Genomic DNA, 12,682 nt, shown 5'->3' on the forward strand with positions numbered 1-12,682 from the left:
GAATCAAAATTTAACTTTTGATCCAGCTTCTTTTTTACTGACTTCAGATAAATATATTTCAGAAGTCACAAACAGAATTTTTGCAAACTGAAAAATTGATGCTTTTATTGATTCGAGTTCAAACTATCAGCCAGCTGACGAACGGCCGACAACATTAAGTCTTTAATTTTTTCTGGTGGTTCAGGATTATCTTGCCCTAACCAAACCCTTAGGATATTAGTAAAACCACCTAATGAAAAAGCCATCACATAATTTACCTGGGTGGGTGATCCATTAACATGCCAAGGAGCAGTAAACTGATTATAACGTGGAATAGCTTTTCGTTGCCAAACCTCATTCATATGGTCGAATAATCCCTGCCGAATCAGTAACTGGATTAAAGTCCGTTTCTGCCACCCAAAACTTAAAAAAATACCGAAAGTGGTGCTTAACATAATTTCACTAGCTTGAGGCCTTTGCTGAATAATCTGCTCAAAATATTGCTCGAATAGCTGGTCGCATAGATAATTAATCACGGCTTCTTTATTTTTAAACGAGTGATAGAATGTTTTTCGTGACAATTCGGCTGTTTGCGCAATTTCAGTAATGGAAATATCTTGAAAATCTTCTGTTTCCATCAATTTGATGAGTGCGTCACACAACCACTGTTTAGATTGTTCAACCATACGTTGCTTACCGTTCATTTAAATGACATCTCCTAATTAGTATTGGTAACAAATTATAGCAATTTGTATCACTTAGCGAATAACGATTGTGTTAGTCCCTACAGTTGATTATACTAAAAATTGCAAAATAAAGGTAACATATGTTTCTTGCTTACCCATTTGTTACCGAGAGGAGAGTACGAGATGTCAAAAACTACCAAAATCATTAGTTTTATTGGGTTAACGATTGCGATGTTTATGGGAACGTTAGATGGTACCATTGTCAATATTGCTTTACCCAACATTATGACTCATTTCAATGCCAGTCTTACCGACACTAGTTGGGTAGCAACAATCTACACCTTGTCTTTAGCAGTGTTTATGATCACAGGTTCAAAGATTGCGGATCGTTATGGGCGCAAAAAAGTCATGTTACTGGGATTAGCATTGTTTGGGGGCTTTTCAACGGCTTGTATGTTGGCCACTTCATTACCAGAATTGATTGCCTTTCGTTTTTTTCAAGGTTTAGGCGGTGCTATTATCACTCCCATTGTTTTACCAATGGGAATCGAAATTTTTGGTAAAGAGAATATGTCTAAAGTTGTCAGTATTGTGGGGGCTGTAACTGCCCTAGCCGCTGCCGGAGGACCACCAATTGGCGGAATGATCATTGAATATGTCTCTTGGCGCTGGGTATTTGGTATCAATATTCCCTTAACCATCATTGCATTTTTAATTATTGCTATTTGGATAAGAGAGTCATATGACGAATCTTTAGCTGGCAGAATTGATTTGCCAGGAACTATCCTTTTAACATTAGGCTTAGGTGGCTTAACCTTTGGACTACTAGAAGGACATCAATATGGTTGGCAATCAGGAACTATCTTAGGAGCAATCATTGGTGGTTTACTAGCCATTGGATTATTCATCTTTATAGAAAGTAAAGTCAAAAATCCATTACTTGAATTGGATCTATTCCGTGAAAAAACATTAACTGCTTCTAGTTTAGTTTACTTTTTGACTGGTTTTGCCCTAGTCAGTCCCTCCTTGATTTTGAATTATTTTTTACAAGATGTTTTAAACTATAATGCATTACATGCGGCACTAGTCATTATTCCAGTTTCTTTAACCATTATGATAGCCATGCCTTTAGGAACTAAACTTTTTGATCGAATTGGTGCAGTCCCAGTTACTCTGATAGGACTGTTAGTCATGGCCGCTGGTTTAGCGTTGTTGTCGTTTATTACCACCACAACGCCTAGAGCAATTATGATTACTTTTCTCGTAATCAATGGGTTCGGTTTCGGCTTTTCTTCAGTATCTTTGGTCGCCTCGGTTAAGCACTTGCCTAAGAATAAAAGCGGGATTGGTTCAGGAATTGTCAATGCTGCTCGTCAAATTGGGACTTGCTTGGGAATTGCCATTCTAGTTACGGTTCTTGATAGCAATGTTAACACTGCTAAACAACATATTCACCAAGATGCTATTCAAATTATGGATCACCAACGTCTCTCGCCACAAGTGAAAACAGCGGCTCATCAACAATTGAATAAGCTATTTACAACTACTAAAACGTCTAAGTTAACAACCAAAAATGGACAGAAAAATTTACAGCGCGCACTTAAACAAGCTGCTAAATCCACAGCAAACTTACCATTGCCTGCAAAGGGCACCGACCTTCATCAGATTTATCAAGCAGAAAAGAAACTTGCCACAGCAACTGAAAGTCTTAAAAACAGCAATCTGCAATTAACGATGACACTAGCTAAGCTCGAAAATGAGAATACCACCATAGCTAAAATTGCGTCAACTTCAAAGAAAATCAGCGTTGGCAGTCAAAAAATAGCTCAAGGTCAGAATAAATTATTAATTGGTATTAAACAGTTGGCACAAAAAGAAGCTTTAACTAAGGCCTTAAGAAAAATTAAACATACTAAAAACCGACAGATCAGCCGAGCTTTCAGCCATACCTATTTACTAGGCGCGTTGCTTGTTTTAGTCCTATCACCTATTGCTCTGTTGACTGACCGTAGACAGACGAAAAGCCATGAACTTGATTGGGAAAAGTCAGAGAGTAATGAACTTCAATGATAAGCCTGGATGATATATTTTATGTTAACTTTAATCCAAGTCGGGAAAATTTGAGTAATTCGAAGTAATAATTCGAAGTTAAACGGAGAATTTTGACTTATGAAACACGTTTATACGGAATAATAGAGAAACTGAATCAAAATTTAACTTTTGATCCAGCTTCTCTATTATTTTAATCTAATAAAAGTTTCTAGTTTATTTAAGAATTTTTCTCAAGCGTATCATGTCTTTTAAAATAAGATTATTTTCAGTGATTTCTTTATCATAGTGAATTGTAAAAAAATCCTGGTTAACTCCAACAACCCGAAAACCACATTTCTGATAAAGATAAAGTTGACCAAAACTGGTTGTCCCAGTTCCAATCTCAAGACATCTGTAACTATTGTTCCGTGCATACTTTTCAGCAAAAGCAAGAAGTTGATGGCCAATGCCCTTGTTTCTTTGTGTTGAAACTACAGCAATATTAACAACCTCTAGCGTCTCAGGGTGCGTAGGTAAAAGAATCAATACCCCAAATAATTCATTATCGTAAGTTGCTTCGAAACAAAATGAGCGTTGCAAATACTTGCTTATCAATTTTTTATTAGGATCTGCTTCAAATAAAAGTTCATAATGCTGTTCTGTTAGTTTATTTAATGTTCCAATGTTGAGATTCACTTTATCTCCTTAATGAAGATTTCTTTGTAGGTCATATTCCCTAGTCTTTAACAAACTAAAGGGGGTTATCATAAGTCAAAATCCTCTGTCTAACTTCAAACATTATTATTTAAATCTTGCGCCCAGGGTTCAAAATATTATTAGGATCAAATGCCTGCTTGACTTTACGTTGCAAATCGACAACCTCTTGCCCCAACTGTGAGACAATCCATCCATATTTTAGGTCACCGATTCCGTGTTCGGCAGAAATGGTTCCCCCCAGTGACTGTGCAAAAGCAAAAATCTTAGTGATTGCACTCTGCACATCTTCTGGGATTGTGTCTAAGTCTTTAGGAATTGCAATGTTCGGATGGAAATTACCATCACCTGCATGGCCGCCTAAGAACGCCTTAACTGGTGAAGTAAAACTAAGATTATCTACAAACTCTGCAAGTTCTGGGAGCTTAGATAATGGGACTGCCACATCTTCGACAACTAGTCTCCCATAAGCCGCTTCTGCTTTATAATAGTCCTGTCTTATTTTGACAATTTTCTTTGCGTATTCAGAGTCATCTGTTACTGAAACGTGCAAGGCCTTATTTTGTTCTAGTGTCTCCTTAAGCGCCTCTAATGCTCCTTCTGGTGTTACGTCCAATTGGAAAATCAACAATGCCTCTGCACCCTCTTTGCCCATATCAGTCCCTTCAAGGGCATCAAGTGCTTCAATCGACGTCTTATTTAATGCTTCTAACATCGACGGATTTAAGCCACTAGCTGATATTTTTTCAACAGCAACACTCAATGCCTTCATATCTGCAAATGTTGCCAAGCCTGTTGTTGCATTGCCAAAAGGAATCGGTAGGATTCGAACTGTTGCTTCTACTACGACCCCCAGCGTTCCCTCAGAACCAACAAATAAATCTGTCAAATCATAACCTGCATTGTTTTTAAAGCAGCGTCCGCCAGTTTCAACAATTGTCCCATCAGCCAGTACAACTTTCAGCCCTAAAACGGATTGTTTTGTTGTTCCGTACTTTAAAGAACTCATCCCACCGGCATTCGTCGCAATATTTCCGCCAACTGTACTAATTGGTTTTGAGCCTGGATCTGGTGCAAAGAAGTAACCTTGCTTACGCACTTCTTCATCCAATGTTCCATTTAAAACTCCAGCTTCTACCACGGCCGTTTGATCTGCCGTATTTATCTCGATAATCTTATTTAACTTTGTCAGATTCAAGACAATTCCACCATTTTCACCAGCTGAGCCATTAACAATCGAAGTTCCTCCACCGTAGACTGTAACTGCAATTTTTTCCTGGTTAGCAAATTTAACTGTCGCTTGTACATCCACAATACTCTTGGCATCAATTAAAACAGCCGGTTTGCTACCCGTAATTTTTTCTTGGGTAAATTTATTCTGACCATAATCCTTTAATATTTTCTCATCAATTACTATTTCTCCAGTTGGTAATTGTAACTTGCTTAAATCTAATGTCATATTCTGACTTCCTTTCTTCTCCGCATCTTCTACAAAAAAGCCGCCCTTCTCATATGAAGGACGACTCTTGCCGCGGTACCACCTTGATAAACTTAAATTATTAGTTAAGTCCACTTCAATGCGGTAACGGGCATCTCCGTAATCAGTTTACTGTATTTACCAATTCATCATTTTTATCAAAGACCATCTTCAACCAATCTTTCAACTATCTTCCAGCAACACAATAGCTCTCTTAATTCAAAATTAATCTACTCATCTTTTGATTTTAATGTAATTATGGATTTTTAGATTTTAAAAGTCAAGAGGGTGCTGGGTCAAAAGTTAAATTTTGATTCAGTTTCTCTATTTATTCCGTATAAACGTGTTTCATAAGTCAAAATTCTCCGTCTAACTTCGAATTACTTATAGTAAAGTGCCTGCTATGTTCGTAATTTCGAGTTAGTACTCAAATTCCCCCGACTTATGGCACACTCCCACTTGTATCATATATCTGCAAACAAGTAAAAAGCTAAGCCAGAAAATAGCTCATGACTTAGCTCCTTCTACTTCGCTTAAATTAACAAATCAATCCTTATTTTCCATGAATCTTGTCTTGCAACTTATCTCCTAAATCATCAATCTTCTTAGAAGCGAAAATAGTTCCACCAACTAAAACACCGCCAACAACTAAACCAACTGCAAGTACGAACTTAAATAATCCCTTAATTAAATTCATCATTTTTGCCTCCTATCATTGACTTTTTTACCTTTTGCCACTTGAACCTCTTTGTAAATTGCCATCAACAACTGAGCTAAGGTCAAAATAAGCGATAGTTTTGCCCAAAAACCTACTCCAGAACCTAATTTTTTCACACCTTCACCCCCATACAAAGAAAAGCCTCTGTATCCCTTAAATCATTATAGAGTAAAATAGTGCTCAAAATCTATTGATAAGACTCACTACTATCTGATTCCCAGCTTTTTGTCAGGTTCTGCAACAGACCTAGTATCTTGGTCCAATACCAGACCTTTAAGTACTTGGGTAAAAGCAAAATCATCATTAAGTGCTGGAACCATCTTAAATTCCGTGCCACCGCTTTCCATGAAATATTCTTGATTCTCAATTTCAAGTTCATGCAATGTTTCAAGACAGTCTGAAACAAAGCTTGGAGCAACCACCAATACACGCTTAACTCCTTCATTAGGGAAAGCCCGTAATGTATCATCTGTCGCAGGTGTCAACCACTTGTCTGGTCCAAATCTAGACTGAAAGGTTTCAGTATACGGAACATTCTGTAGTCTCTCCATTATCAGCTTGGTTGTGATTTTGCACCGTTCAGCATATGGATCACCTTTCTCAACGTAACTAACAGGAATACCATGATAAGAAAATAATAGTCTATCTGGTTGAAATTCATTAATTGCCGTTTTTATTTTATCTGCCAGTGCATTGATATATGGAAGATAGTCACAAAAATCTGTGACTATCTTTAGATTAGGTATCTTTATTCTTCCCATATAAAAGCGGTTGATATCATCTACAACCGAACCAACCGTTGTCGTTGAGTATTGCGGATACAATGGAATAATTGTTAAGTTATCGACTTCCATTTGCTCCAGCTCAAGAAGTTCCTCTGCAATTTCAGGTTCACTATAACTCATAGCATAGCGAACTACATAATCAGGTAACTCTGCTTGCAACATCTCTTTTTGTCGTTGTGTGTAATAAAGCAAAGGTGAACCATGTTCCTCTGACCAAATTGTCTGATATAACTTGGCTGATTTCTCAGGTCTGTGGGGTAGAATTGCCAAATTTAAAATTGGATTCCATTTCCACGCTGGCATATCAATCACACGCGGATCACTCAAGAACTTTTTTAGATAAATACGCACATCAGCTGGCGTAGGAGTCTTAGGAGTTCCTAAATTAATTAATAAAACACCTTTTTTCATTTTTTTCACCCTTTTTAAGTTGCCATTTAATAAGAGACTAACGAACAGTTAATTGATAAACATTCTCAATTACTTTTTTCCAATTTTAGCATAATTACTAACTGATTCAAAGTAAAAATTTATGATTACTTATTTTTTGCTCATACTCCTTTGTTATCAATTTACATTTCTTCAAATGTATACTATAATAATTACTAGTTTAGAAATATTCTAAACTAGTTGGAGGGATTAGTGTAATGGAGAAGAAAAGAAGTCTCGCGCAAAAAGTCAATATTATGCGAGCAGCCGTGATGGGGGCTAATGATGGTATTTTGTCTGTCGCTGGGATTGTTATTGGTGTCGCCGGAGCAACTGACAATAACTATGCTATTTTTCTAGCTGGAATTGCTGGAATGTTGGCTGGAACTGTATCAATGGCCATGGGCGAATATGTATCAGTAAATGCACAAAAAGATGCACAGAAAAAAGCAATTATTCAACAAAAATCGGCTCTCTCACTGAACTATGATGGAGAAGTATCATATGTCAGAGATAAATACGTATTAAAAGGAATCCAACCCGAGCTTGCTACTAAGGCAGCTTCTGAAATGATGAAAAAAGATGCACTGTTAACATCTGTTCGCGAACGTTTTGGCTTTGATATCAGTGAATTTACGAGTCCATATGCTGCAGCATTATCGTCAATGATATCTTTCCCTCTGGGTTCGATTCTACCTTTATTAGCAATCACAATGTTGCCCGAATCAATAAAGGTCTTTGCAACTTTTATTTCCGTCGTAATTGCTTTGGCTATCACAGGGTTTATTGCCGCAGTTCTTGGAAATTCAAATCGGAGAAATAGCGTTATACGAAATGTTATTTCTGGTATATTAACAATGCTTGTAACATATGGAATTGGTACATTAATAGGAAGGTGATTTTAAGTGAATCCTGATATTTTGAAAAAAAATAAGAATGTTAGTACAAATATTAACAAAAATGTTGAACAGAATACGAATAAATCAAAAATGACAATTGATGAAAAACTGAATACTCTGCGTGCTGGAGTTCTAGGATCAAACGATGGAATTCTGACCGTCGTCGGTGTCTTATTTAGTGTCGCTGTTGCAACAACAAATCAATTTACAATTTTCATTGCTGGACTTGCTGATTTAATTGCATGTGCCTTCTCAATGGCAGCTGGTGAGTATGCATCAGTGAGTACACAAAAGGATACTGAAAAATCTGTTGTATCAAAAGAAAAGCTTCTACTGGATAATAATTTAAATGCTGAAAAAAAGCGAATTGCTCTATTTTATGAAGAAAAAGGAGTTACACCTGCAACTGCAACTGAAATAGCTGCAGACTTGATAGCTAAAAAGCCACTCGAAACATTGGTTGATATTAAATATAACCTGAAGCTGGGACATTATATGAACCCTTGGGCAGCAGCTTTTTCATCACTATTCTCAGCAACAGCAGGTGGGATTTTCCCATTAGCTGCAATGACCTTATGCCCTGTTAGTTTCCAGTGGCCTGCAACTATCCTTGCCGTTTGTGTCTCGGTTTCCTTAACTGGTTATTTGAGTGCTAGATTAGGAAATGGCTTAGTTAAAATTGCTATTATGCGTAATCTGCTTGTTGGTATTTTGACAATGATTATCCATTATAGCATTGGGATTTTATTATAAAAATCCACCAAAATTTTACCGTTATCACATTTATTATGTGCTTCTATGCTCATTTTAAAAAATCTAAATTGATATTATTACAATCATATTTTCAGATATTCTATTTTTATTTCAACTAGCATAAATAGAGGAATTGAGTCAAAAGTTAAATTTTGATCCAATTCCTCTATTCATTACAGATAAAAGTGTTTCATAAATAAAAATTCATGGTACACTCTCTAATTTCAGCTATTAAATTTTGGAAATTTACGACTAATCCCAGTAACTCTCATCACCATAATCAAGATGAGTCGAATCCTCTTTAAAATTATTAAAATCAATCTTTTCCTGTTCAATTTCTTCTTGGAAACGGTTAAAAGCATCTTTCCCCGCTAAGAAATGTAAAGGCGGATTCTTTAATTGACTCAACTTAATAATAGCCTTGGCAACTAAAGCAGGAGAACCTTTTTGTTCCCCTGAAAAGCCTTCAATTGTTTGGGTTCGCTTATGTGCAGTTGCATCATAAGCAGAAATTGTTTGTGGAGCAGACAAATGTGATCTACCGGCCCAGTCAGTTCTAAAAGGTCCAGGTTCAATATTCGTGATTTTAATACCCAATGGGCTAACTTCTTTTAACAACGACTTCATCAAACCTTCAACAGCATGCTTGCTTGCATTGTAATAACCCAGTGATGGCGTTCCAAGCAACCCGGCAATTGAACTAAGATTGATGATGTAGCCGGATTTTTGCTTTCTCATTATTGGCAAAACACTGCGGGTTGCATTCGAAACACCCCAAAAGTTAGTTTCCATCATCTGCCGTACTTTTTGATCATCAGTTTCCTCTACAGAGCCAAAATATCCCCAACCAGCATTATTTACCAGGATATCAATGCGACCCCAACGATCCACAGCTTGTTGCATGGCTTTTTCAATTTGACTGGGAATTGTGACATCAACCGTTTCAATCAAGACATTGGGCTTATTACTCCAATCCGAAATTTTATCAATATTACGAGCAGTAGCCACAACTAATTCGTTCTCAGAAATTAATTGTTCAACTAATTGACGTCCAAAACCAGTTGATGTGCCAGTAACAAACCAGACCCGTTTTTCCTTTTGCATTAGAAAGCCTTCTTTTGAATTATTTTCAAGAACTACATTTAACTTGAATAATGTTAATATACCATCTAAAGTATACTTTAAGTCAACTTTTGAAATCATTATTAACTTTGATAATTTGTAAGATTGAGGGAATGAAGTTGCTCGAGATACCGATTTATGCACATTTCCTTTTCTCATCTAGTAACTCATATGAAATTGTCAAAATGGCTAGCTCTTTTTGCTATTAATTTGGAAGGTACAATTAGCGTAGATATTCCAAGCAGCTTATTTCCTAGGCTAGCAGAACAATTAATCATATAATATAATATAATAGAAGTATTTTGACAATTACGAAATTCTAATGGGAAGAGGCCGAACAAAATGGATTCAAAAAGTAAAGTGAAGATTCAGCTACTTGATTCCGCTCATCTTATGGAATCACAAAAAATATTCAAAATACTAAGTAATCCCATCCGGTTACAACTGCTAAAGGTTCTGGAACAACAGTCTCTTAACGTCAGTGACTTGGTTGAATTACTAAATATCGAACAATCGGTCGTTTCTCATCAGCTAGCAACGCTGCGCAAGCATCAACTGGTGACTGCAACTAGATTAGGCAAGGCAAATTATTATCAACTCGATGATCCACATATTCTTGATGTGGTAAATGAAACACTTGCACATGCTGACCATGTTATTCGTGGCAAAGGGCATGGTCAATAGCTTGCTGGCTCACATATGTCAGTAGGCTTTTGAGTAGATGATAAATTTTACCGTCTCATATTCTATGTTCAGCCAGAACCAATAAAAAATGGTTTAGATTATATTTAACTACAAAAATACCGACCCCCGAAAATTAGATTTTTAATCTAACTTTTGGAGGTCGATATTCCTTACCCAGTCTTTTGACTGTAAAACCTAATCAAAATGGAATTTCTATCTAACTACCAAAACTGATATTGGAGCATGTTTAGCCATGTATGCTGCCTGGCTACCAAAACGACCCTTGATACCCTTCTTTGATTCCGAACCAATTATCAACAAATCAGGACTTACCTTAGGAATAACCTTCTTCACAATTGATTCACCTGCGTCGCCTTCTGCGATAATCGTTCTAACATGCTTAACTCCCTTAGCAAGTGCTTGATCACGATATCCCAAAATATGCTCCTCTAACTCTGATCTCTCACCATGAATGAAGTCTTTATCCATTGCTTGAAAAACGCTTAATTCATCACTTTCAAGAATCGATGTAATTATGAGTTCGGCATCTTCTGCAACTGCTCTTTCAATTGCATAGTCAAAAGCCAAAAGGGCATCCGCCGAATCATCAACACCAACTAATATTCTCTCTACTTTTTTCATTTCGATTCCTACCTTTCGCAACAAACATCAAACAAATTTCCTATTTTTCCTCAAGAGCTTTTGCAGCAAATGCCTTGTTTCCTTTATAAAGATCAAAAACCGTCCAAATTAATAACGCCAATATTCCGATAATCAATGCATATGCAATGTAATCACCAATTGCCAATTGAGTTGCAGAAGCATTATCTCCAAAGAAATTGCCTATTTGGTCAGGTAATCCAATAATATTAAGGACTGTCAACCCTATTACAGAAATCCATCCAAGAATTTTAATCCAAATTGCATTCTTAAATTTCTGACCCATTTCAGCATTACTATCAGTTAACATTAATAGCGGTAACATTGAGAAAGGTAACGCGAATGCAAGAAAAACCTGTGAATTATTCATTAATGTGTTTAAAGCCTCATGTTCAGCAATTTCACTCTTACCATTTGTCAAAACAACACAAATCAGAACAGGGATAACTGAAATAAGACGTGTAACTAATCTGCGCAACCACAGTGGCATTCTTAAGTGAACAAAACCTTCCATAATAACTTGTCCTGTTAGTGTCCCTGTAATTGTTGAATTTTGACCAGAAGCAAGTAGAGCAACTGCAAACAGAATTGATAGGATTCCTGAACGAGCTACCTCAGCCAATACTCCATTACTTAAAGTCGATGCGTCTGAAAGTGCTTGGAAAAGTCCGAAGAACGAAGGATCCTTTACAGCACCTGTCTTAAAGACCGCAACACCCATGATAAGGAGAAGTGAATTAACAACAAAAGCAAGAGACAATTGAATATTTGAATCCCATGCAGAAAATCTAACAGCTTGTGCAATTTCTTCTTTATTATTGTGATCAATCTTTCTTGTTTGTGAAACAGCTGAATGCAAATATAAATTATGTGGCATAACAGTTGCTCCAATAATACCAAGTGCACCAGTTAAAGGTGTCTGTCCACCAATACTTGGCGAAGTAGAGACTGTTTTAAGAGATGGAATGAAACCCTTCAAAATATCGCCCCATGATGGATTTGAAAGTGCTACTTGATAAACAAAAACAAATAAAATAACAAAAATCAAACATACAACAATTGCTTCAATCTTTCGAAAACCAATCTTAGTTAAAAGTAATAATAACAAAACATCAAAAACAGTAATAAATACAGAGATAACTAGTGGTATATGAAATAAAAGATATAAAGCAATCGCAGCACCAATAACTTCAGCAATATCAGTTGCCATAATAGCTAATTCTGTCAAAATCCATAAAACAATTACTAATGATTTGCTTGTACGTGCACGAATCGCCTGTGCTAAATCCATCTGGCTCACAATTCCAAGTTTGGCAGCCATGTATTGTAACAACATCGCAATCAAACTTGAGATTAAGATAACGGAAATTAATAGATATTGGAAATTTTGTCCACCAGTGATAGATGTCGACCAGTTACCTGGATCCATGTATCCCACAGCAACTAGTGCTCCAGGACCGGAATAGGCAAACAATGTCCTAATGAACCCCTTGCCTTTTGGTACTTCAACAGTACCATTTATTTCTTCAAGCGAAGGACCATTAGCATATTCAATTAATTTATGCTTTTTTTCTTGGGTATTATTGCTCAAAATTATTACCACCTTTCAAATATTAAGTAGAACCAAAATGTATTATACACCACAGTTTGCTTAATTTGAACTTTTTTTTAGGCTAACCATAAAAAATATTTTTCAATAGTGACTTTTTCTATTAATATTTGCTTAAAATTCACCCCTAGAATCA

The 12,682-nt window shown here is 36.4% G+C and carries 13 protein-coding genes and 1 other annotated feature; of the genes, 4 read left to right on the plus strand and 9 right to left on the minus strand.

Annotation, left to right across the window (positions count from 1 at the left end; all coding sequences use genetic code 11):
- Positions 1-104: 104 nt before the first annotated feature.
- Positions 105-683 carry a TetR/AcrR family transcriptional regulator gene (locus ABF682_RS01265; protein ID WP_415618760.1) on the minus strand — a complete coding sequence of 193 codons (579 nt, stop codon included), beginning with the start codon at positions 681-683 and terminating at the stop codon, positions 105-107.
- Positions 684-824: 141 nt separating this feature from the next.
- Between ABF682_RS01265 and ABF682_RS01270 the strand changes: the two genes are divergently transcribed.
- On the plus strand, positions 825-2,735 hold the full coding sequence (locus ABF682_RS01270; RefSeq protein WP_415618862.1) for an MFS transporter: 1,911 nt from the start codon (positions 825-827) through the stop codon (positions 2,733-2,735).
- Positions 2,736-2,930: 195 nt separating this feature from the next.
- Here ABF682_RS01270 and ABF682_RS01275 read toward each other — a convergent pair whose 3' ends face one another.
- The 5 genes from ABF682_RS01275 to hemH all read right to left on the minus strand — a co-directional run bounded on the left by ABF682_RS01275 (position 2,931) and on the right by hemH (position 6,801).
- Positions 2,931-3,392: a GNAT family N-acetyltransferase gene (locus tag ABF682_RS01275; protein WP_415618761.1), complete on the minus strand. Its 462-nt coding sequence runs from the start codon at positions 3,390-3,392 to the stop codon at positions 2,931-2,933.
- Between the two features lie 109 nt (positions 3,393-3,501).
- Positions 3,502-4,869 carry an FAD-binding oxidoreductase gene (locus ABF682_RS01280; protein WP_415618762.1) on the minus strand — a complete coding sequence of 456 codons (1,368 nt, stop codon included), beginning with the start codon at positions 4,867-4,869 and terminating at the stop codon, positions 3,502-3,504.
- 53 nt (positions 4,870-4,922) lie between these two features.
- Positions 4,923-5,142: a binding site (T-box leader), on the minus strand.
- A gap of 298 nt (positions 5,143-5,440) precedes the next feature.
- The gene (locus ABF682_RS01285; protein WP_164478088.1) at positions 5,441-5,584 is read right to left on the minus strand and encodes a hypothetical protein; all 144 of its coding nucleotides are present in this window, start codon (positions 5,582-5,584) and stop codon (positions 5,441-5,443) included.
- Positions 5,584-5,721, minus strand: a complete 138-nt coding sequence (locus tag ABF682_RS01290; RefSeq protein WP_289981198.1) for a hypothetical protein — start codon at positions 5,719-5,721, stop codon at positions 5,584-5,586. Before ABF682_RS01290 ends, ABF682_RS01285 begins: the two co-directional genes overlap by 1 nt.
- Positions 5,722-5,811: 90 nt before the next feature.
- Positions 5,812-6,801, minus strand: coding sequence for a ferrochelatase (hemH, locus tag ABF682_RS01295; protein WP_415618763.1), 990 nt, complete (start codon positions 6,799-6,801; stop codon positions 5,812-5,814).
- Between the two features lie 236 nt (positions 6,802-7,037).
- Between hemH and ABF682_RS01300 the strand changes: the two genes are divergently transcribed.
- Together ABF682_RS01300 and ABF682_RS01305 are read left to right on the plus strand one after the other, a co-directional pair.
- Positions 7,038-7,718, plus strand: coding sequence for a VIT family protein (locus ABF682_RS01300; RefSeq protein WP_289981203.1), 681 nt, complete (start codon positions 7,038-7,040; stop codon positions 7,716-7,718).
- Positions 7,719-7,808: 90 nt separating this feature from the next.
- Positions 7,809-8,471 carry a VIT family protein gene (locus tag ABF682_RS01305; protein WP_415618863.1) on the plus strand — a complete coding sequence of 221 codons (663 nt, stop codon included), beginning with the start codon at positions 7,809-7,811 and terminating at the stop codon, positions 8,469-8,471.
- A gap of 252 nt (positions 8,472-8,723) precedes the next feature.
- On the opposite strand, the gene ABF682_RS01310 is transcribed toward ABF682_RS01305, so the two are convergent.
- Positions 8,724-9,575: an oxidoreductase gene (locus tag ABF682_RS01310; protein WP_415618864.1), complete on the minus strand. Its 852-nt coding sequence runs from the start codon at positions 9,573-9,575 to the stop codon at positions 8,724-8,726.
- Between the two features lie 360 nt (positions 9,576-9,935).
- On the opposite strand from ABF682_RS01310, the gene ABF682_RS01315 reads away from it, so the two are divergent.
- Positions 9,936-10,277, plus strand: coding sequence for an ArsR/SmtB family transcription factor (locus ABF682_RS01315; protein WP_289981204.1), 342 nt, complete (start codon positions 9,936-9,938; stop codon positions 10,275-10,277).
- A 213-nt stretch (positions 10,278-10,490) separates the two neighbouring features.
- Here the strand turns inward: ABF682_RS01315 and ABF682_RS01320 are convergent, their stop codons facing one another.
- Together ABF682_RS01320 and ABF682_RS01325 are read right to left on the minus strand one after the other, a co-directional pair.
- Complete coding sequence (locus ABF682_RS01320) at positions 10,491-10,919, minus strand: universal stress protein (protein ID WP_415618764.1); 429 nt, start codon at positions 10,917-10,919, stop codon at positions 10,491-10,493.
- A gap of 40 nt (positions 10,920-10,959) precedes the next feature.
- On the minus strand, positions 10,960-12,528 hold the full coding sequence (locus ABF682_RS01325; protein ID WP_415618765.1) for an Nramp family divalent metal transporter: 1,569 nt from the start codon (positions 12,526-12,528) through the stop codon (positions 10,960-10,962).
- Between the last annotated feature and the right edge of the window lie 154 nt (positions 12,529-12,682).

This window comes from Liquorilactobacillus sp., from assembly GCF_047719775.1.
Classification (GTDB): domain Bacteria; phylum Bacillota; class Bacilli; order Lactobacillales; family Lactobacillaceae; genus Liquorilactobacillus.